A 23146-nucleotide genomic window follows, 5' to 3' on the forward strand; every position below is an offset into this window, starting at 1 on the left:
CCTAATTAGCTCTAGCGCCCTGCGGATTGTAGACTTCGCTAAAAGGGCGCTTGTGCTTTGATTAGGGAATTGAAAGAAGGTATAGGCGACTATGCCTCTGTTTTTACATAAGGCTTACAAAATAACGAATTTCGTAAATAGACTTGGAGAGTAAGGGTGGTACATACGTGATTGAAAAAATTCTTGAACAAGTCCAAAATGGGACCCTTAATATTGCCGAAGCGAAAGAGAAGTTGGCCACATATGAAAATTTAGGATTTGTAAAAATTGACCACCATCGAAAAAAAAGAGTAGGATTTCCGGAGATTGTTTTTGGAGAAGGGAAAACAGCAGAACAAATCCTAGCCATTGTTCAATCGTTAAAAAAACGGAATAATTCTGTGCTTGTAACGCGAATATCATCTGATAAAGCGAGATATATTCGCGATGAATACCCTGAATTTCAATATCATGAATCTGCAAGAATATTAGCATGGAGAAATGAAAGCCACCTCGAAAAAAAAATGGCTGGGTATATCGCTGTAGTCTGTGCTGGAACGTCTGATTTGCCTGTTGCCGAAGAGGCAGCAGTAACGGCTGAGACACTCGGTTGCAATGTAAAAAGGATTTATGATGTTGGGGTAGCAGGGTTGCATCGCTTGCTTGATAATATAGAGGAAATCCAGAAGGCAACTGCAACTGTAGTTGTGGCCGGAATGGAGGGAGCACTACCAAGTGTTGTTGGCGGTTTAATTGCGAATCCAATTATCGCAGTCCCAACTAGTGTTGGATATGGAGCTAATTTTAACGGATTGTCCGCCCTGCTTACAATGCTCAATTCCTGTGCTTCTGGAATTAGCGTTGTCAACATTGATAACGGCTTTGGTGCCGCCTACAATGCAGCAATCATTAATCAAATGGTTTGTAAGGGAGCAGAACAATAATGAGCATACTTTATTTTGATTGCTTTTCTGGAATTAGTGGAGATATGGTAATCGGTGCGTTAATTCATGCCGGTGCTAACCCTGTTAAGATGGAAAAGGAGCTTAAGAAATTAAAAATTGAAGAGGAATACGAGCTTAAGTGGCGATCTGACAATAAAAATGGAATTACTGGCGTAAAATTTGATGTAGCCCTGACAGAGAATGCTGGTCAAACAACCCATCAACACAGCCATGATCATGACCATCACCATGATCACGCCCATCAGCACAGCCATAATCATGACCATCACCATGATCACGCCCATCAGCACAGCCATGATCATGACCATCACCATGGCCACGCCCATCAGCACAGCCATGATCATGACCATCACCATGGCCACGCCCATCAACATAGCCATGATCACGACCACCACCATGACCACGCTCATCAACATAGTCATGACCATCATCACCATGGTCAACGCAATTATCAAGAAATCGTTCAGTTAATTGAAGCTGCTGATTTTTCCACATCTGTAAAAGAAAGAGCGCTCAAAATTTTCAAAAAAATTGGTGAAGCGGAAGGGCGGATTCATGGAATTCCCTTGGAAAAAGTTCATTTTCACGAAGTGGGGGCCGTTGATTCAATTATTGATATTATCGGTGCTGTCCTCTTAATCGAGCAGCTTGACATTACGTCAATTAAATCATCCCCAATCCCTGTAGGATTGGGGAAAATTAACATTGACCATGGAATTTATCCTGTACCTGCCCCAGCTACTTTAGAAATTTTGAAAAATGTGCCCATTTACGGAGGGGAAATTCGTGGGGAATTAACAACTCCAACTGGTGCTGCGATTGTAGCCGTGCTTACAGATGAATATACATCGATTCCTGCGATGCAGGTTCAAGCTGTTGGCTATGGTGCCGGAACAAAAACATTTAAACAGCATCCAAATATGCTTCGAGTCATTATTGGTAATTAAGTAGAAACAGGTTAAATGAAAGGAGTGGGCTTTTTGAATCCATCCCATCCTCCCAATCATGAACATGTAGATGAACAGATGATCAAAATGGAAGTGAACCTAGATAATATGTCTGGAGAATGGCTAGGCTATGTGATGGACTTATTATTTGAGGCAGGAGCGAATGACGTCTATTATACACCGATTTATATGAAAAAAAATCGCCCAGCTATTCTTTTGCAACTATTATGTTCTGTTTCAAAACTTTCGAAAATGAAGGAAATCCTTTTTAAAGAAACAACAACGTTAGGAGTTCGCTATTATCCGTTAACCGTTCATCGGTTAGCAAGAAATTTTGTCGACATCCCGACAAAGTGGGGAAATGTGACCGTCAAGGAAGGTTTATATGAGGGTGAAGTCATTCAGAAATCGCCTGAATATGAGGAATGTCGTACAATTGCCCAGCAACACCGCCTGCCTTTAAAGAGCGTCTATGAAGAAGTCTGGGAAGGTTATCATCATTTAAAAGGGGAAAAAGAATCATGAACGACTCACTTTGTGTATCGTTCATGATTCTTTTGTGTGGAGAGAAAATTTTCAATACTTAAGGTACAATCATAGCTGTTTTTCTTCAGCCAGTTTAATAAATAATTTTGCAACAAGCGACAATGTTTTCTGGTGATTGTAAACAAGGTAAAAATAACGTTCGTCATCAAAACCTTCGATCTCGTACGTATTTATTGCATCACTATTATAATGGTCAGTGGCAACAATTTCAGAAATGATGGCAATGCCAATCCCTTGTTTAACAAATTGCATTAAACTCTGGCTGGAATCCGTATAGGCAATGACATTTAATCGATCTTTTGCAATCTTATTTTTCCTTAAAAGTCTTTCTAATAGCGCGTTTGTACCAGAATCAGCATTTCTCATAATGAAAGGATATTTTAAAAGGTCATGAATGCTAATAGGGTTACACATTTCAAGTGTGCCCGCAGTAATAAGCACTAAATGATCTTTTAAAAGCGGGATATAATGAAGTTTTTCATTTTCGTATTTGTTGCCGATAATCCCGAAATCAACGAGTCCGTTTTGAACCTTTTCTGCGACTTTTTTTGAGGAGGACTCACTTATTTGAAAGGTCACATGGGGATAGTCCGCTCGAAACTTATCAATCATTTGCGGAACCATATATTGACCAGGAACAGAACTAGCGCCAATTCGAATCATTCCGCGGAGCTCTGTCATACTCTTATTTAAATCGACCATTGCTTCGTCTCTCAATAACAATAATTGCTGTGCCCAATAGAATAGCCTTTCGCCATATGGCGTGAGTACACTTTCTCTGCCGACACGGTCAAATAATTTTCCGTTCAATGCTTTTTCTAGTGCATTGATATGTGCGCTAACGGTCGACTGACTTAAAAACACTTCTTCAGCAGCTTTTGAAAAACTTTTATTTTCGACAACTTTTGTGAACACAAATAATTGATGTAAATCCAAAGGTTAAACCTCCATTGAAAAAAGCGATAAATTTATATCTAAATAGTAGATTCTCCTATAGAATACCATTAATAAGTGACTGGCATAAAGTTTTTGTGAATAGGTTTTTAAGCTTAAATATTTTGATGCAAGGAAGTTAGAAAATGGAATCCAAAAAGCTAATATTAAGTCGTATGGTTTGGAAGTCTTTACCTTTGTTGCGATGTTTACTCTGCTAGGTGAATCAACTCCGGAAGTAAAGGAAGTGCTAGGTAATCAAGCATGTACCGCAGGCTAAAAAGTGATGAATTGTAATGATATAGTACAACAGGTTTACGTTGATGCTATTTGCCACCGGAGAAGCACCAATCAGTGAAGTGGAGACTATAGAAGAATTGTAGGTAATTGCGGGCGTGATGGACTGGAATGACAGTAGAAGAACTATGTGCGACGTGGTCGCAGATACTGACCAAAAATAAATCAATACCGAGACGTTGGTTGAGGCTATGATGAGGCAAGTAGAGTTTAGCAATTCGTAGAAAATGGACAGATTGCTGAACAGCAAATGAAATGGATGTTGACTAATACCGAGACAAGGATGGCAACAATGATGAATCAAGGTTAGGTTGATCGAAAGAATGGCCGCACTAGTGATGGCAATTTAACCATGTTGGCGGCAGAATCGAAAAAACATTATTGACCTAATGGTTAATAACAAAATGCCAACTATTTTAACACTGGGATAAGTTACTGGGGATTTTACAGAGAATGTTAAGGTGAAAAACATCGAAAAAATTGTGATTTTCCTCACAAAATAAAAACATTGTTACTATATTGGTCATTAAATATCAATAGTTTTTTCAATTCTAATTTGAATCCTATTTCGGGTGCTGTGTTACCATTATATATGAGAAATAATATGAATAATTAATGTCAACTCCAGAAAGGAGATACCTAAATGATAGAAAGTGCTGCTATTCAAAGTAAAATGTTTCTACAAGCTGATGGTTTTTATGAAGACTGTTCACAAGCTTTATTTCTAATTGATCGAAGTGGAAGGATTTTAGCTGGAAATGCGTTGACTGCTTTATCTTTGGGTATTTCTTTAGAACAACTACTCAAATCGAATGTGAAGGAATTGGTGAAAAATGGTCTTTATAAGTATTCATACGCATTAGATGCAATACGGCTAAAAAAAACAGTTTCTGGAATAATAAGTACCAATACAGGTGTTTGCTTCACATCAGTCAGCACACCATTAATTGATTCAAATGGAGAGGTGTATTTAGTTATTACAACTTCCTCACCTAAACAGAGTTTAGAAGTGCTAAAAATTAATCGCTCAAAAAGTACTGAGAAATACCAACTAGTAAAGTCCGTAGATCCTTATGAGGATGTCCCTAGCCAAAGCTTAGTAGTTGCAGAAAGTATAGCTATGAAGCGGATTTTAAAAGTTTGTGATCAAGTTGCTCGGTCTGAATGTAAAGTTTTGTTGTTTGGTGAATCAGGTACAGGTAAGGAAGTATTGACTAAATATATACACGATAAGAGTATGAGAGCAAAACAGCCATTTATCTCTGTTAATTGTGCAGCAATTCCTGAGTCTCTATTTGAATCGGAATTTTTTGGGCATGAAAAAGGTTCTTTTACAGGTGCAAGTGAACAAAAAAAAGGTCTTTTAGAATTGGCTGATAACGGGACATTGTTCCTAGATGAAATTTCCGAAATGCCTTTAGATTTACAAGCAAAATTATTGAGGGTTCTCGAAAACCCAGAGATAAGAAGAATAGGTGGAACAAAAAGCTTTCAAGTTAACTTCCGGCTAATTTGTGCTACAAATAGAGATTTATCAAAAATGGTGGAAAAAGGAACTTTCCGTAAGGATTTATATTATCGTATTAATGTCATACCTGTTCATATACCCCCACTTAGAAAAAGAAGACTAGACATCTTAGGATTATCAAGGAAGTTTTTGTTTGATTTTAACAGGAAGTACGATAAAAATACACAGTTAAATTCAATACACTTAAAACAATTATTGAATCACAATTGGCCAGGTAATATAAGGGAATTAAAAAACCATATTGAAAGAATGGTAATAATTGATGAAGGATACGAGGTCATTGAAGGGAAGGCTCGAAGTGATGATTTTCTTATTGATTTTGACTATCTAGATTTTTTAAATAAAGATAATTGGCCAACTCTAAATGAATTTCTAAGAGAAGTTGAATTCCAATACATTCAAAAAGTTCTATCATTTTGTAATGGAAAAAAAAATTTAGCAGCTGATGTACTTGGTATATATCGTACAGTTTTATATAAGAAATTGAAAGATAATGAATTAACTGATAATATCAGTTAGTGATATTTCATTAAAATTGAACCAACTTCTTGGAGAAATAAACATGATTTTAGTGTTCTCTACTTAACGTAGAGGATTTTGTGCGATTGGCAGCGCATCGGACTAATGGGTGGAAGTTTCGAAATGCCGTGGTGGCGGAAGTGTATAGCTGACAGGTAGTACATTATCCGTGAGAAAATGTGCGGAGGGTCTGTAGGAAAAAAATGGAAAAGGTGACAATTCAACCAAGTTGGCTGGGGCAGAGTCGGATAACCCTGCAAAATATCGCCGTATGCGATGACCCGCACGTACGGACCCGCGAGAGGCGCATGAATAATTCATGCGCCTACACTATGTGTGACTGGCATGGGTGTAAGCGCTAGGGGGAAAGTCCCGAACTGTGGTGGCAGTAGTAGTAGCTTAAGACAAGGGGATTATCATTCCTCCCAGGATTCATACATACACCGTATCATCAATGGATTCCTCGGGAACAAGGAAGATCCAATTAACTTCTATAGAACATAGGTAAGAATTCAACAAGCCCACAAAGCAAGAAGAATTTGATGGTTTATTGGGAGTGTTTCTAACTGATGGTACTCTGAGATAGGGAAAGCCTGCTACATGGAAGCTGCTCGAGAAATTGAATTAATCTAAGGAAACATAAGCTTCATTCAATTGAAAATCCCCTTAATTCTAAGTAAGGGAAAGCAATCATGACAACTGAATTAGAAAGAATAGTAGTAAAAGCTCAATAAGATGCGAAACTACAAATTACATTATTAGTACGTCACATCACAAACGAACTACATAACCTGGGAAAAGTTCAATAAGATTAAGTCGATATATAGTTTTCAAATACTACTGGCTTTGCCCTAAGCTCTTTGCTATATAGTTTTTATATTTCTTCCTATAGTTGTATGTACTAAAAAAGCCACACTTATGGGATTTTTAAATTGTATTTTTGCAAAAAAAGTACAAGCAAACTTATCTTAAGCGCAAGTTCTTTGTTTTTTCTCGGCAAGTAGTTTGGCATAGTTTTTGCATTATATTAAGATGAGAAACATAAATGACGAAACTAGAGAGGTGGGTAGTGACGTACTAGTTTATAAAAAAATAATATTATTATCTAGGAGGAAAACAATTATGCATTATGATCCAGAATTAAATGATCACGGACTACCGATGGGGCCTTTCAAGTCTATTTCCGTTCCGCGTCCAATTGCTTGGGTATCAACTTTAAGTAAAGATGGAGTAGCTAATCTAGCTCCATACAGCCAATATATGAACTTGACATTTGATCCACCTTACGTAATGCTTTCCGTTAACCAAACCACTACCGGAGTGCGTAAAGACACTACTAATAATATAGAACAAACAGGTGAATTCGTAATAAATATGGTACCATACGATTTAGCTGAAGCAATGAATCGTACAGCTGCTGAAGTACCACCAGAAGTGGATGAGTTTGAATTAGCCGGTGTTACAAGAGCTCCTTCAATTAAAGTAAAACCAGCCAGAATAGAGGAGACACCTATTCAGATAGAGTGTGTACATCATCAAACTCTTAGACTACCAGGTGCTGGGGAACAAGGTACTTGTGATGTCATAATCGGAAAAGTGGTTATGGTACACATAAAAGATGAAGTGATTGGGGAAGATGGACAAATTGACATAGTGAAAATTCGCCCATTAGCTCGATTAGGTTACTGGAATTATACGACTGTTACAGATTCTTTCGAAATGGTGATACCTGGAAATAACGAGGCGTTACTTGTAGGTTTACAAGGTGCTAAACAGAAGTAAAGGTTTGAGCTATTTCGGCGGCGTCATAAACAGAAGGTGCCATAGTATATGTTTGAGTATTATCAGGGTTTTAAAGTTCTGAAAATTATTTAAGATAATTTAAGGAGAGATACTATATGCCTAACCGTTGGTTAATTCTAGTCACAGGTGTATTTGCAAACTTGTGTATAGGTGCAGCTTATTCGTGGAGTGTTTTCCGAGGACCATTGGTTGAATACTTTGGGGCTACACCGAGTCAGGCTACATTGCCCTATACAATTTCCTTAGCATTAATGCCAATTTCTATGATTATAGCGGGGAAAATTCAGGATAAAAGGGGCCCTAAACTCACCATGTTAATTGGTGGGCTCATATTTTCAATTAGTTATCTACTTGCTGGTTTTGCAACAAATATTCAATTTATGTATTTTACTTATGGAGTTCTCGGTGGTGCTTCTTTAGGCGCTGTTTATTCCTGCACCGTAGTAAATACTGTTAAGTGGTTCCCAGACAAGAGGGGGTTGGCTGGAGGTTTAATCTCTGCCGGTCTTGGTAGTGGTGCGATTGTTTTTGCCCCACTAGGTGTTAATTTGATGCAGTCATTTAGTCCGCTTACCACTTTACAAATTTTCGGGGGAATATTTTTAATTGTAATTACTATTGCTTCTCTGTTTGCAGTAGCTCCACCTGCAGGATATAGACCAGATGGCTGGACACCTCCTGTAGTGAAAAATGTGGTTAATATTAATACCGCTACGGAGAAATCATGGAAGGATATGGTAAGGGATCCGCTTTTCTATATTGCTTGGTTTCTTCTTGTTATAGCTTGCGTTTCTGGTACAATGATCATTGGTCATGCTGCAGGTATTGGTCAGGATGTTGTTGGGCTTACCCCAGCTGTTGCAGCGTTAGGAGTTAGTATTCTTGGGATTGCAAACGCTTTAGGTCGTCCAGTCTGGGGGCTTGTTTCAGATAAGCTTGGAAGATTTCCGACTATGAGCTTAATGCTTCTAGTTTCTGCACTGTCAATGTTTTTATTAAGTCAATTTGCTAGTTCATTTGCAGTATTTGTAATTGCTATTATAGGTATTGCATCAACTTATGGAGGCTTTTTCGGGGCATATCCTGCTCTTACAGGAGATATGTTTGGTATGAAAAACATGGGTGTTAACTGGGGTGTAATGTTTACTGCTTTTGCTCCGGCAGCCATTTTTGGACCTATGTTAGCAGCTTATGTGTTCTCTGTAAGAGGAGATTATAGTTTAGCATTTATTGTTGCTGGTGCATTGAGCCTCCTAGGTATAATTTTAACCCTTATAGCGCAAAATATCGTTAAAAAAAATCACAAAAAGCAAGTGAGCATAGAAGCAAGCTAGCTTTATAATTAAGATTTCTGTAAGGAGTGAGCCCATGGCTGTTATCAACGTTAGAAATAAATGTATGTTTTGTGGCGCATGTGCAAGGTGTTGCTCCTTTGGTGCGATTGGGATGGATGGCTGGGCTATAGAAATTAATATTAGTAAATGTACAGACTGTGGAGATTGTATTATTGCATGCCCGGTAGATGCAATGATTTTTACCGATGAAGAAGAAAAGACAATTCATCAGCTAAGCAAAAAATAGAGTTAATCATGTATATTATGGTGGAAACATGTAGTTATTATGTATAACTTCGGTACAAATCATTATTAAACTAGTATTAGAATGAATATGATTGTTCATTATTGAACATGATCTAAAATTATCTAGGAGGAGAACAATTATGCATTATGATCCAGAATTAAATGACCACGGACTACCAATGGGACCTTTCAAATCTATTTCCGTTCCGCGTCCAATTGCTTGGGTATCAACTTTGAGTAAAGATGGAGTAGCTAATCTAGCTCCATACAGCCAATACATGAACTTGACATTTGATCCACCTTACGTAATGCTTTCCGTTAACCAAACCACTACTGGAGTACGTAAAGACACTACTAATAATATAGAACAAACAGGTGAATTCGTAATAAATATGGTACCATACGATTTAGCTGAAGCAATGAATCGTACAGCTGCTGAAGTACCACCAGAAGTCGATGAGTTTGAATTAGCCGGTGTTACAAGAGCTCCTTCAATTAAAGTAAAACCTGCCAGGATAGAGGAGACACCTATTCAGATAGAGTGTGTACATCATCAAACTCTTAGACTACCAGGTGCCGGGGAACAAGGTACTTGTGATGTCATAATCGGAAAAGTGGTTATGGTACACATAAAAGATGAAGTGATTGGGGAAGATGGACAAATTGACATAGTGAAAATTCGCCCATTAGCTCGATTAGGTTACTGGAATTATACTACTGTAACAGATTCTTTCGAAATGGTTATACCTGGAAACAACGAGGCGTTACTTGTAGGATTACAAGGTGCTAAACAAAAATAAAGCATTTCGCTAGAGAGGTGTTTTGTAAAAAATTATAGGTACTACAGTATCATAAATATGGATGCTGTAGTATTTTTATATGCGCCTAGCATTAGTGTAACCTTAATAGGAAAATAGTTCTAAAAAGTCATGCAATCTTCATATCATTTTATTTATTAATTTTATCTTGAGTATGTTACTTGATTGTTAACACAACAAAAAAATTAAACTACCTTCCGTTTTTATTGCCCCCTTTTCTTGGTAGCACTACTTAAATGTTATTAGTCACATCTAGTCATAATATAATGAAAGAACACTAAACTCTTTTGTTTATATGACATTTGAGTAGAGTTGTAACTGTTTCGTGTTTAAAAAACGGAAACGAAAACGAAAAATTTCTGTATAAACGATCTGTAAATTACAAAATATAAACTAGGATAAGAGAGGAATGTTGTATATGAGCAACAGTCAAAATCTTATGTTGGATGTTAAAGGTAATGAAAGCGGGCAAATCCTTTTTGTGATTGATCGCAACGGAAATATTTTGATTTCAAATGAGTTTACAGCATTATCATTGGGAATAACACTGGAAGAATTACTAAGGTCTAATGTAAACTACCTCGTCAGAAAGGGGTATTACTCCCAATCGTTTGCATTAGAGGTATTATCACAAAAAAAGAGCTTAAATGGAGAAGTAAAGACTAATACAGAGCTTTCCTTTCATTCAATCGGTACACCAATATTTGATGATAATGGAGAAGTTAATATTGTTGTTATCACAGCACAACTAAAACAGAATAATGTTAAATTAGATAAACTTATAAACGAATATGAGAAAACTTCCGATTTTATTGTTGCAGATAGTAGTGCAATGAAACAAATTTTAAAAGCTTGTAACCAAATTGCACCATCTGACTGTAAAGTTTTATTGTTTGGTGAATCAGGTACAGGTAAGGAAGTACTGTCTAAATATATCCACAACAGAAGTATGAGAACAAATCAGTCGTTTATCTCAATTAATTGTGCTGCAATTCCTCAGTCACTATTTGAATCGGAGCTTTTTGGACATGAGAAAGGTTCTTTTACAGGTGCAAGTGAACAAAAAAAAGGACTCTTAGAATTAGCTAATAAAGGAACCTTATTCCTAGATGAAATATCTGAAATGCCATTGGATTTACAAGCAAAATTGCTAAGAGTTATTGATAACCCCGAAATAAGAAGAATAGGTGGAACAAAAAGTTTTCAAGTTGATTTTCGGCTAATTTGTGCCACCAATAGAGATTTATCAAAAATGGTAGAAGAGGGGTCCTTTCGCAGAGATTTATACTATCGTATAAACGTTATACCTATTCATATTCCTCCGCTTAAAAATAGACACCAAGACATCATTGGATTAGCTGATAAATTTATTTATATATTCAATCACAAATATAATAAAAAAAGAAAACTCAATTTTAAAGAAATTGATTATTTATTAGCCCATAGTTGGCCTGGTAATATAAGAGAGCTAAAGAACTATATTGAAAGATTAGTAGTAGTTGATGAATGTTTTGATGACAATAAACATATTAGTGAAGGCTCTATCTTAATTGATCTTAATAGTTTAGACAGTAAACCATTAGAATTTTGGCCAACTTTAAAAGAGATAAAAAAAGAAGCAGAAGAAAAATTTATACTAAAAATATTAAATGAATGTAATGGTATAAAGAGTGTTACAGCTGAAATGCTGGGAATTGATCGTACCGTACTATATAGGAAACTTAATAACTACAAAGAGAATAAAAACACATAGATTATTACATCGTTTAATAGGTTCCTTCGTATTTGCTTTGTTGACAATAATTGTTTTTTTACGTCTGACGGACCTACCAAATTTAGATATCCACCGGAATCCGGAAATTTTAACCCAATACATGCCCTGGTCTAAAATGATCCAAGCAACATGTGGCAAATAAAATGAAATAACCGTATATCTGATAAAAAATATCATGATATACGGTTATTTCTCATGCGTACCGAAGAGGTACGCTTATTTTTATACTTCGGGCTTACGAACTAGCGGTGTGCGGCGGTTAAGTTTTAAGAATTAATGATGAACTGATTATGATACATATTAATAACCATTATAGAGGTTTTGTTGTTTTTTAAATACAACTTTCGAAGAAGGAATCCCTTACATGCCCAGGACAAAGAGGTTTTTGAAGTTTTTAGTTAGTTGGCATGAATCATGCATTATATTAAAGTACACACGGTCACAAGTGGTGAGAGCTTTTGTTTTTGCAATGTATTCAGCTAAACAATAAGCAAATCCCTCATTGTGATAAAAATAAATAAGGGAGTGAAGATGTATGTCAAAGGTTATTTCTGCATCAAAAGCTGCTGAAATGATTAAAGATGGTTCTACATTAGCTGCAAGTGGGTTCGGGTTAACCTGTTGGAATGAGGAAATGGGTATCGCAATTGAAAATCGGTTTAAAGTAACAGGTTTTCCTAAAGACCTAACCGTTATACATGCTTGTGCACTTGGTTCAAGAAGAGATGCAACTAAAGGTATGAGCCATTTAGGACATGAAGGTTTAGTGAAGCGTTGGATTGGCGGGATTGCTTATGCTTCACCACCGATGGCAAAACTGATTGAGAATAACAAAATTGAGGCCTATAACCTTCCACAAGGAGTAACGACCCAGCTTTATCGTGAAATAGCTGCGAAACGGCCTGGAGTAATTACGAAAATAGGATTAAAAACTTATGTTGATCCTCGACTTGAAGGAGGAAAGATGAATGCAAAGACTCAAGAAGAAATTGTCAGAGTTATTGAGCTAGATGGTGAAGAATGGTTATATTACAAATCTTTCCCAATCCATGTTGGGCTCATTCGAGGAACAGTTGCAGATGAAAATGGAAATTTAACAATGGAGAAAGAAAGCTTAATTTTAGATGTATTACCAATTGCTCAAGCAGCAAGAAACTCTGGTGGTATTGTCATTGCCCAAGTAGAAAATGTCGTAAAAAATGGCACTCTAAATCCAAAAAGTGTTAGAGTTCCAGGGCATTTAATAGATTATATTGTCATATCTCAACCTGAAAACCATGATCAAACCGAAGGTACACATTACCATCCAAGTTTGTCAGGGGAACTAAAAGTACCTCTAGAAGGTTTGGACGTATTGAAATTGGATGAAAGAAAGGTTATCGCTCGTCGTTGTGCGATGGAGTTCACAGAGAATGCAGTTCTTAATCTTGGTGTTGGAATCCCGTCGGGAGCTGGAAGTATTGCAGTAGAAGAAGGGGTTTCAGAAAATCTCATTTTAACAACTGAGGCAGGTTCAATCGGAGGAGTTCCAGGTAGCGGTTTAAACTTTGGTTCTGCTTACAATGCCGAGGCAACGGTCGAAGAGCACGCCCAGTTTGACTTTTATGATGGTGGTGGCCTTGACCTTTCTGTCCTTGGGCTCGCACAAACGGATGAGCTCGGGAATGTCAATGTAAGTAAAATCGGACCTAAAGTATTAGGGTGTGGTGGCTTTATTAATATTTCTCAGACAGCCAAAAAATTAATTTACGCTGGAAGCTTTACCCACGGAGGACTGGAGATAAGAGTAAGAGATGGTCAGCTGGAAATTATCAATGAAGGTAGATCGAAAAAATTCGTCCAACAAGTTGACCAAGTTTCTTTCAGTGGTCAGTACGCCAATGAAGTAGGACAGTCGGTTCTCTATGTCACAGAAAGGGCAGTATTCCAATTAATTGATGGAAAGATGACTTTAATTGAAATAGCTCCTGGTGTTGACTTGCAAAGGGATATCCTCAACCAAATGGACTTTACTCCTGTTATTGCAGATGATTTAAAACTAATGGACCAAGGTTTATTTCAAGAAACCTGGGGTGAACTTAAACAAATTATGGAAGTAAGAAAGGCAGAGAAATTAAATCATGTTACAGAAAAAGTAAACAAAGGAGAGCCTGTTTTAGTATAGGATTCATTCTACTTTACGTTTATAGCTCCTATATTACTGGTGCAAATCGGCAACATAAGGTTAGTGCCAGTAATGTTATTCTTCGTTAAGGTCACTAATGGATTAGTAGGGAATAGCAATGGGAATTTATAGTCAAAGTTTGTTTTTTTAGGTGTAGCAAATTGATAACAAGAAATAACACAAACTTGTGAATTGTTGTGCTATAAGGTTAGTTCAGTGCCAATATTTTTTGTTTTTCACCATTATTGTGATAAAGAAATAATTTTAGACTATTAAGGTCTAGAAAATTTAAGGTAAGTAGTTAGATATTTATCTGTTTTTATTCTCCTAAAATTGGAACCGTAGTTTCATTAATATAAATTGTAAATCATTTCAGGCATATTTTCGTCATTTAAAATTGTAGGTAAAGAAACTTTAAATAATTCTTCCCATATGGGAAAGAACAATCTTTTAAAACTAAAAAGAAGAGGTGGTATTTTTATGTTAAACATGAGTTTAACCGAGACTCAAAAAGAATGGCGAGATAAGACGAGGAAGTTTGTTGATGAAGAGATTATTCCTGTTGCATCGAAATATGATGTCGAAAATAAATTTCCATCTGATGTAGTTGAAAAAGCTAAGGAAATTGGGTTACTTGATTTTGTTGTTCCAAAAGAATATGGAGGAGCAGGTTTAGATGCATTATCCGTATCGTTAATTTGTGAAGAGCTTGGTCGTGGCTGTGTTGCGATGCAGATGGCGATCGGTGGCAATGGGCTTGCGTCCTATCCGGTTTTTTATGGTGGGACCGAAGAACAAAAACATAGATATTATAAATATATATTAGATGGAAAATTAACCGCGTTTGCCTTAACTGAACCAGGGGCTGGATCAGACGCGGGGGCTGTTGCAACAACCGCTGTCCTAGATGGTGATGAATATGTACTCAATGGAACAAAATGCTTTATTACTAGTGGGGGCTATGCCGATATTATGACGCTTATTGCCTCAACAGACCCATCAAAAGGGACAAAAGGTTTGAGCTGTTTTATGGTCGAACTGGATCGTAAGGGAGTTACGATTGGAAAGAAAGAAGATAAGATGGGGATTCGAGCTTCAAATACCGTTGAGGTTATTTTATCCAGTGTCCGCGTGCCAAAAGAAAATCTTGTTGGTGCAGAGGGAAAAGGGTTTAGACTAGCGATGACCACACTTGACTCGGCAAGGCTATCGGTCGGTGCCTCTGCACTGGGATTAGCTAAGAGAGTGATGGAAGAAACGATTAAATTTGTAAAAAAAGAAACAAAAGGAGGCAAACCAATCGTTGCCTCGCAACAAGTCCAATTTCAAATTGCTGATATGGCAATTATGATTGAAACGGCTGAGAACTTAATCTATAAAACTTGTTACCTAAAAGACGCCGGCAAACCTTATGGGAAAGAGGCAGCTATGTGTAAAACCTATTGTACAGATATTGCTATGAAAATAGCTTCGATGGGGATTAGTATCTTTGGTCCATATGGCTATTTAGTCGAAGGAGTCGTAGAGAAGTTGATGCGTGACGTCAAAATTATGCAAATTTATGAAGGCTCTAACGAAATTCAACGAGTTGTGATTGCTGGTAATTTGTTGCGAGACTAATCAAAAGGAAGAAGGGATTTTACAATGGATTTCCAATTTTCAGAAGAACAAGCGCTGATTCAGCAAAGTATAAACGAAATAGCTCAAGATTTTTCAGGTCTGTCCGTGAAAGAAATATTGGCTTCATTGGCTGAAATTGATTTCCTCGGAATTTTCGTTTCCGAGGATGAAGGCGGAGCAGGTGGGGATTTCCTAAGCTACATTCTTGTTTTAGAGGAAATCACGAAAGCTTCACCAGCAGCTGCGCTTGCCTATGCGGTACATAGTACGCAAGCGATGTACGCTGTTCAAAATTGGGGTTCACAAGCAGGAAAGGAAAAGTATTTGGCCTCGCTTTGCAATGGGGAGAAAATCGCAAGTTATGCATGGAGTGAAGGTTGGATCGGAAAAGATATGCTTGCCCTTGAAACAACGGCAACGAAGACGGAAAAGGGCTATCTTCTTAATGGAACAAAAACATTTGTTTATCATGCTGGTCAATGTGATGTTTACGTCGTTTTTGCTAACACAGAAGCAGGTATAAGTGTTTTTATTGTCGATGCTGACACGAATGGAATCAGCTTCGAGGTACCGTACCAAAAAATGGGCTTCGATCAACTTTCAGTCGCAACGATGATTTTAAACGATGTCGAAGTTCCCGTTGAAAATTTAATTGGTCAAGAAGGTGCTGGGAAGCAAATTGCGAACGATGTAGCAGCACTCCAAAATATAAGCCTTTCTGCAATCGCTGTCGGAATCGCGCAAGTAGCGATTGAGAAAAGCATTGCTTATGGAAAAGAGCGGAAGCAATTTAATACATCGATTCTTAATTTTGAGGCTTTACAAGAAATGATTGGGAATATGGCGGCAAATTTTGATGCAGCTCGCTTGTTGACCTACCGTGCGGCAACCTCTAAAGATTTGGATAAATCATTTAGTGGGCAAGCGCAAATCGCTCGATATTTTGCAACGAAGACTGGGGAGGAAACTTGTAATCATGCAATTCAAATCCATGGTGGCTATGGATACAGCAAGGATCTTGGTGTAGAAGTTTTATTAAGAGATATCAAAGGTTTAGAGGTGTTTGATTTTCTCCGTAAACCACTTGTGTTAACCATTGCAAAAGAGAAAATTGGGTAAGCGAATTCTATAAAAATAATTGAAAATCATGAAAAGGCAGGAGGAGTATAAAATGAAAGCTTTAGTAAGTTATAAATGGATTAAAGATGAGGCAGATATTGTTGTCGATCAAGCGACACGAACATTAAATATGGATAAAGCAAAATACAAGGTGAGTGAAATTGACCGGAATGCTCTTGAACTAGGGGTAGCTTTAAGTGAACAACACGATGTTGAAGTTGTCACCTTATCTGTTGGTCATACCGTTCAAGGCTCAACGAAAGATGTGCTAGCTAGAGGAGCGCAAAAAGCGTATTATGTCGAAGCTCCAGAGCTTGATAGTTTCGTATCTGCAAAGGTAATAGCTGAAGCAACAAAGAAAATTGGGGATGTTGATTTAGTCATTTGTGGCGAAGGTTCAGGCGATCAATATTCACAACAAGTAGGTCCTAGATTAGCAGCATTGCTAGGTTACGAGTTGGTTACGTATGCCTCCAATGTAGAAATCAACGGTTCTGAAATTACCGTTGAAAGAAAATTGGACGATGGGATTGAAATCGTCAAAGTTGAAGCTCCTGCTGTTATTACTGTGCTATCTGAAATCAATCAACCACGGATTCCGGGAATGAAACAAATTTTATCCGCAAAGAAAAAGCCAGCAGAAGAGTTCACTTTAGCAGAACTTCAATTCACAGATGAGCTGTTAGAAGCGCCATTGACGGTCACAAAAGTCGGGCCATCAATTCAAGAACGCAAACAAATTCAAATGAATGTGAATGGTGTAAGTATTAAAGAAGCTGTGGAACAATTGGTCGAAACATTAAGAGAAACTAAAAATATTTAATAAGGAAGCGGGGAATCGAGAATGAATAAGGTTTGGGTAATTGCCGATGTAGCTGAACATGCGTATGAACTGATTACAAAAGCTACTTCATTAGGGGCAACTGTTACGGCTTATATAAATGGAAGTCAAGTAGAAGCAACTGAATGCTTTGTTTACGGTGCAAATGAAGTGAAATTAATGCCAATGCCAACAAATACGACTTGGGAGAAATATGCTTTAGTCTTAGCTGAAGAGGCTAAACAAGGAAAGCCAGACGTAGTTTTCGTATCTGCAACAAGAAGAGGAAAAACTTTAGCCGCGTATTTCGGAGGGTTAATTGATGTTCCGGTTGTAACCGAGAACAAAAAGTATGAGGTTGAAGGGGACACGATTACATTAGGGAGAACTATTTTTGGTGGTTTAGCAGAAAAAGAGTTACAAGTGAATGGACAAACTGTGATTGTTTCCATTGTGCCGGGCACATTTGATAAGACCCTAGCTGAAACAGCAGGTAGCGGAGAAGTCACGACGTTACCTTTACCTGAACCTAGGAAAATCGTTGTGACTGAAAGAAGAGAAAAAGAAGCAGTATCCTTTAATTTGAAAGATTCGAAGGTTGTGATTGGAGTAGGAAGAGGGTTTGGAGAGCAAGAAACGATGGCTTATGCGGAAGAGATTGCTTCGATTTTAAATGGAGAATTAGGCTGTACCCGACCAGTAACGGAAGATCTTCACTGGCTTCCTGAAGAAAGATATATCGGAATTTCAGGACAGGTGATCCGCCCTAATCTTTATCTTTGTGCAGGGGTATCTGGTCAGATTCAACACGTATATGGCATCCGTGATTCCAAAACCATTGTAGCGATTGATAAAAATGAAAACGCACCAATCTTTAAAGTAGCAGATTACTATATTGTTGGCGACTTAAAAGAAGTACTCCCAGAGCTAGCATCAGCGCTTAAGTTAACTCCAGTGCTTTCTTAAATCAGAAATGGAGAGCCAGACAAAGAAGGGACTTGAAGCAGGTTGCTTGATGTTTGGCTTTCCATTAGAAATAAAGAGGTGTAAAACATGTCAGATAATTTTGATGCAATCATTGTTGGTGCCGGTGTTGCCGGAAGTATAGCAGGGTATATTTTAGCAAAAGAGGAATTGGATGTATTAATTATTGAAAGGGGAAATTATGCGGGAAGCAAAAACATGACTGGTGGGCGAATTTATAGCCATAGTCTAGAAAAAATCATTCCGAATTTTGCAGCTGAGGCCCCCGTTGAAAGAAAAATCACTAGAGAAAAAATCAGTTTAATGACGGAAGAGAGCGCGGTCACCATAGATTACTATTCCGAATTCTTGGGCGAACAAGGGAAAAATTCTTATTCCGTTCTTCGTGGCGAATTTGACCAATGGCTTGCTGGAAAAGCAGAGGAAGCTGGAGCACAAATGATTCCAGGAATCCGCGTGGATGATTTGATTGTGAAGGATGGAAAGGTTTGCGGCGTCATAGCTGGTGAAGATGAACTTGAATCGGAAGTGGTGATCTTAGCGGATGGAGTCAACTCTTTGCTTGCCCAAAAATTAGGCTTTCGGGAAGAATTGAAGCCCCATGAAGTAGCGGTAGGTGCGAAGGAAGTTATTGAGCTTCCAGAAAAAGTGATTTCCGACCGCTTTAATTGCAGTGGAGGAGAAGGGACATCATGGTTATTTGCGGGAAGTCCTACTGCCGGTCGTGTTGGCGGTGGCTTCTTATATACAAATAAAACAAGTATTTCCTTAGGGGTTGTCGCAACATTAAGTGATTTAGAAGAATCGAAGAATACAGTTCCGCAAATGTTGGAGGATTTTAAAAATCACCCAGCAGTGAAACCACTTATTCAAGATGGTAAATTGATTGAATACTCTGGTCATTTGGTTCCAGAGGGTGGGATTCAGATGATGCCGAGAGTTGTCGGAGACGGTGTGCTTGTCGTTGGTGATGCAGCAGGATTTTGCCTCAATATTGGCTATGCAGTTAGAGGAATGGACTTGGCGATTGCTTCGGCAGAAATGGCAGCCAAGGCTGTATTAGCAGCAAAACAAACAGGAAATTACAGTGAAAGCTCGTTATCTTTGTATAAGCAATTACTTGACGAGAGCTTTGTGATGAAAGATCTAAATCAATATAAAAAATTCCCGCATTTTATGGAACAGACAACGAGAATTTTTAATGAATACCCAACGATGGCCGCAAATGTAATGAAGGATATGTTTGTCATCAATGGCGAACCGAGTCAACCATTAATGAAAAACGTCATGAAGCATGTAAAACAAGTTGGGCTAATGACTCTCGCGAAAGATGGAATCAAGGGGGTTCGGTCACTATGACTGTAAATGTGGAAGCGAAGTTAGGTACCAACAAATTTCTAGTAGATGAAGAAAATCCTCATATTGTTTTGAAAGAAAACGCCGACCGAAATGAATTCCGAAAACTAGTCATTGCTTGTCCAGCGGGATTATATGTAGAAAATGATGACGGAACGATTCGTTTTGATTATGCTGGTTGTGTCGAGTGTGGAACTTGCCGAGTATTATGTGGTTCGACGATTCTTGAAAAATGGGAATTTCCTCAAGGAAGCTTTGGAATTGAGTTTAGACAGGGATGATGCCTAGGGGAAATGGGAGGTTGGGGATTAGTTTCTATATGTATTGATGTTAACTCGTATTGGCTATCACTAGTGGATAACATATAGAGATGATATCCATTGAAGTAATTTTCCTAGAACTATCCCAGCCTGAGTTGATGTCAGGTTGAGAATACTGTTTGGGTGAGTGTATTTCGTTAGTCCTTAGGTTCTACAATTACAAGTTGGTTTAATCCGCGGGTATTTAACTGTTTCCACTGTGGTCTCATCTCCAACGAAAAGGCCCAATCGAACTGAAACTTCAAGAAATTGAGCTTGAAAAAAAGCGAATAATCGATTCACTGTCAATTGCTTTTGTTTGAATCATAACGTAAAGCCCAATCAAAATGTTTACGGACAATTCTAGGGTTTTTAGGTATAGCTTTTTCGTTTTTTTCAGGCATCTTATTCTTTTTGGCATTTTCTTTTTTGGTTTGACTTTCGGTGGAACGTTTAAGGTATCCGAGAGCCAAAAACGTTAAAAATAATCTTCAAACGTTCCAACGCCTGGTGTGTCGCCAGGTTCAAAGTCATTAAGAATAGCATATAATGGAATGCGACGAAGTTAATCGACTAGTTTGTAATACATTTAGTAGGTTGAACAAGTAAAGACAGAAGATAAGAGCGAATTATGGAAGTAGGGGCGCTAGTGTTGGTCCTTTATTAGACTTAAAAATAAGTGATTCACGAAAATCCTTGAACCGTCTAACTCGGCGAATTCCGAGAGTCTATTTAGTAGAAATTTAGTAGATAGGAGGAGAATTAAATGAAAGATGGTTTTTCATTAATTGAGTTATTGGAACATACATATCAATTATATCCAGATAAAGAGTATTTATATGATGGGAAAAAATCTTTCACCTACAAACAATTATTCCATGAAGTCCATAATTTGGCCGCGGGTTTAGAACGATTAGGAGTTCAAAAGGGAGAAAGAGTTTTAGTTTGTCTTCCGAACTGCCATGAATTTATCGTCGTCTTTTTTAGTTTAATTAAAATAGGTGCCACCATGATTCCATGTAACCCTTGCTATCGCAAGGAGGATATTACGCCTATTCTTACTAATGATGAAATTAACTTTATTTTCACTTCGAATATTGAACATGTGGCTATTTTTCAGAATTTTGGAGTTGAACGAATTGTCACTGTTCATTTGGAAGACATTGTCTGTCTCTCATATCAAAATCTTCTTTGTAATGGTGAAAAGTTAAGGATGAAAGCTTCTAATAACCAAAATGAAACAATGGTTAATAGAGGAATAGCAGCGATTCTTTATACATCAGGAACAACAGGGCAACCAAAAGGTGTAATGCTTTCACATAAAAACCTTTACTATGCAGCTGAAACAACGAGGAGAATATTGAACTGTACACATTTAGACAGGATTTTCACACCGGTACCTGTCTTTCATGTATTTGGATTAGTTCCTGGGGTAATCTTGACAATCCTTACAGGGGCGAAAATCATTCTAATGGAAAAATATAACGCTACTAAGGCACTCCAACTAATTGAGGATGCAAAAGCTACTATTCACTTAGGAGTTCCAACGATGTTTATTTTAGAATTAAACCATTTAACAAATCGTGACTATGACTTATCTACATTAAGAACAGGAATAGTTGCAGGTTCTTCCTGCCCAAGCGAAATTGTAAAAAGGATTCGTAATGAAATGGGCTGTGATATTAGGGTATCATATGGATTAACGGAAACAGCTTCTGCACTAACTTTTACGACAGATGAGGATGATGAGTTGGTTTGTTCTGAAACGGTTGGAAAGCCTGTTCCTGGTTCAGAAATAAAAATAGTAGATAATAATCATCAGGAACTGGCCATTGGAGAAATTGGTGAGTTAGCTTGTAAAGGGCCTGGGGTGATGAATGGCTATTTTAGAATGCCAAAAGAAACTCGTAATGTGATAGAGGAAAATGGCTGGTTTTATACGAGTGATTTAGCGAGTATCAATGAGAACGGCTATGTAACGATTGTTGGTCGAAAAAAGGACATGATCATTCGCGGAGGGTTTAAAGTCTATCCGAGTGAAATAGAAGATGTTCTCCATCAGCATCCGAGTGTTTTCGATGTAGCGGTCGTTGGAGCACCAAATCCTGTATTGGGAGAAATTTCTATTGCCTTTATTAAATTAAAATTTAACCATTGTGGAGACGAGGAACATCTAAAGGGTTTTGTAGCGGTCCGGCTTGCAAAATATAAAGTTCCCGATAAGGTAATTTTTCTTGATGAATTACCCTTATCAGCTAGTGGAAAGATTAGAAGAGATGTTTTAAGGGAGATGGTAAAAATAGGAGCACTGGCACCAGTTTGAAATTTTATGATTGGTATTTGGGAGTAAAAAAAGCAAAGGGGTGTCCAAACAGTCGGATTAACCGACTTTTTGGACACCCCTTTTTCAAAGTAAGCCCGAATTATAAAAATAAGCGTACCTTTTCGGTACGCATGACAAATAACCGTAAATCATGATTTTTTTATCAGAATTACGGTTATTTCACTTTATTTTACATTCAGCTTGTATCATCCTTGACCAAGGCATATATTGATTTAAAATTTCCGGATTTTGATAGATATCTAGATTTGGTAACTCAGTCAGTAACTTCAATAGATATCGATAAAAATCGACTCCATTGGCTTTTGCAGTTTCTGCGATACTTAAGCAGATTGCGTTGGCTTTTGCACCAGCTTCACTAACAGAGTGGATCCAGTTTTTTCGACCAACCACACTTGGGCGGATGGCATTCTCGGCTGGATTATTATCTATTTCAATACGTCCATCATTTAAAAATGTCTTAAGTCCATTGGCCCTGTTCAATGTATATTCAGCTGCTTTCGCGAGTGCATTTTTGCCGTAAAATGGGGACGTTTCGACCCATTCAAGGAATTTATCCACAATTGGCTTCGAATATTTTTGACGTTTTTTTCTTCGTTTACTCGGAGATAAATGTTTAAATTTCCTTTCAAGACGATATAATTCGTCACAGTAATTCACACCAATTTGGCCATTTTTGCTGTCTGCTTTCAGCCAATAACGTCGAACGTGCGCAAAACAATTTGCGAAGGTAACGCCCTCCAATTTATCATAG

General features: G+C 37.7%; 17 protein-coding genes and 1 pseudogene. 16 read left to right on the forward strand and 2 right to left on the reverse strand.

Going from position 1 to position 23146, the window contains the following annotated elements:
• Positions 1-167 precede the first annotated feature (167 nt).
• Entirely contained in the window at positions 168-923 is a 756-nt protein-coding gene (gene larB, locus GNT69_RS20735; protein ID WP_203556906.1) for a nickel pincer cofactor biosynthesis protein LarB, read from the forward strand.
• A 44-nt stretch (positions 924-967) separates the two neighbouring features.
• Positions 968-2416: pseudogene (gene larC, locus GNT69_RS25660) on the forward strand (nickel pincer cofactor biosynthesis protein LarC).
• A 69-nt stretch (positions 2417-2485) separates the two neighbouring features.
• Here larC and GNT69_RS20750 read toward each other — a convergent pair.
• On the reverse strand, positions 2486-3373 hold the full coding sequence (locus GNT69_RS20750; RefSeq protein WP_203556909.1) for a selenium metabolism-associated LysR family transcriptional regulator: 888 nt from the start codon (positions 3371-3373) through the stop codon (positions 2486-2488).
• A 937-nt stretch (positions 3374-4310) separates the two neighbouring features.
• On the opposite strand from GNT69_RS20750, the gene GNT69_RS20755 reads away from it, so the two are divergent.
• The 14 genes from GNT69_RS20755 to GNT69_RS20820 all read left to right on the forward strand — a co-directional run bounded on the left by GNT69_RS20755 (position 4311) and on the right by GNT69_RS20820 (position 22374).
• On the forward strand, positions 4311-5714 hold the full coding sequence (locus GNT69_RS20755; RefSeq protein WP_239094375.1) for a sigma-54 interaction domain-containing protein: 1404 nt from the start codon (positions 4311-4313) through the stop codon (positions 5712-5714).
• Positions 5715-6836: 1122 nt separating this feature from the next.
• Positions 6837-7496 carry a flavin reductase family protein gene (locus GNT69_RS20760; protein WP_203556910.1) on the forward strand — a complete coding sequence of 220 codons (660 nt, stop codon included), beginning with the start codon at positions 6837-6839 and terminating at the stop codon, positions 7494-7496.
• A 116-nt stretch (positions 7497-7612) separates the two neighbouring features.
• Positions 7613-8851 carry an L-lactate MFS transporter gene (locus GNT69_RS20765; protein ID WP_203556911.1) on the forward strand — a complete coding sequence of 413 codons (1239 nt, stop codon included), beginning with the start codon at positions 7613-7615 and terminating at the stop codon, positions 8849-8851.
• Positions 8852-8885: 34 nt separating this feature from the next.
• A complete protein-coding gene (locus GNT69_RS20770; RefSeq protein WP_203556912.1) occupies positions 8886-9098 on the forward strand; it encodes a 4Fe-4S dicluster domain-containing protein in 213 nt (70 codons plus the stop codon).
• A gap of 139 nt (positions 9099-9237) precedes the next feature.
• A complete protein-coding gene (locus GNT69_RS20775) occupies positions 9238-9897 on the forward strand; it encodes a flavin reductase family protein (protein WP_203556910.1) in 660 nt (219 codons plus the stop codon).
• Positions 9898-10333: 436 nt separating this feature from the next.
• A complete protein-coding gene (locus GNT69_RS20780; protein WP_239094376.1) occupies positions 10334-11668 on the forward strand; it encodes a sigma-54 interaction domain-containing protein in 1335 nt (444 codons plus the stop codon).
• Between the two features lie 556 nt (positions 11669-12224).
• Positions 12225-13853: an acyl CoA:acetate/3-ketoacid CoA transferase gene (locus tag GNT69_RS20785; protein ID WP_203556913.1), complete on the forward strand. Its 1629-nt coding sequence runs from the start codon at positions 12225-12227 to the stop codon at positions 13851-13853.
• Positions 13854-14333: 480 nt separating this feature from the next.
• A complete protein-coding gene (locus tag GNT69_RS20790; protein ID WP_203556914.1) occupies positions 14334-15473 on the forward strand; it encodes an acyl-CoA dehydrogenase family protein in 1140 nt (379 codons plus the stop codon).
• Positions 15474-15497: 24 nt separating this feature from the next.
• Positions 15498-16592, forward strand: coding sequence for an acyl-CoA dehydrogenase family protein (locus tag GNT69_RS20795; RefSeq protein WP_203556915.1), 1095 nt, complete (start codon positions 15498-15500; stop codon positions 16590-16592).
• 52 nt (positions 16593-16644) lie between these two features.
• Positions 16645-17415, forward strand: a complete 771-nt coding sequence (locus GNT69_RS20800; RefSeq protein WP_203556916.1) for an electron transfer flavoprotein subunit beta/FixA family protein — start codon at positions 16645-16647, stop codon at positions 17413-17415.
• A 21-nt stretch (positions 17416-17436) separates the two neighbouring features.
• Positions 17437-18378, forward strand: coding sequence for an electron transfer flavoprotein subunit alpha/FixB family protein (locus GNT69_RS20805; protein WP_203556917.1), 942 nt, complete (start codon positions 17437-17439; stop codon positions 18376-18378).
• Between the two features lie 87 nt (positions 18379-18465).
• On the forward strand, positions 18466-19755 hold the full coding sequence (locus tag GNT69_RS20810) for an FAD-dependent oxidoreductase (protein ID WP_203556918.1): 1290 nt from the start codon (positions 18466-18468) through the stop codon (positions 19753-19755).
• Entirely contained in the window at positions 19752-20033 is a 282-nt protein-coding gene (locus tag GNT69_RS20815) for a ferredoxin family protein (protein WP_203556919.1), read from the forward strand. The genes GNT69_RS20810 and GNT69_RS20815 overlap by 4 nt, the downstream gene beginning before the upstream one ends.
• A 784-nt stretch (positions 20034-20817) precedes the next feature.
• Positions 20818-22374 (forward strand): class I adenylate-forming enzyme family protein, encoded by a 1557-nt coding sequence (locus GNT69_RS20820; protein WP_203556920.1) that lies wholly within the window; start codon positions 20818-20820, stop codon positions 22372-22374.
• Between the two features lie 180 nt (positions 22375-22554).
• Here GNT69_RS20820 and GNT69_RS20825 read toward each other — a convergent pair.
• A partial coding sequence (locus GNT69_RS20825) for an IS66 family transposase (RefSeq protein ID WP_203556921.1) occupies positions 22555-23146 on the reverse strand: 592 nt, incomplete at its 5' end.

The organism is Bacillus sp. B15-48 (genome assembly GCF_016879755.1).
In the GTDB taxonomy this organism is placed as follows: Bacteria; Bacillota; Bacilli; order Bacillales; family Cytobacillaceae; genus Mesobacillus_B.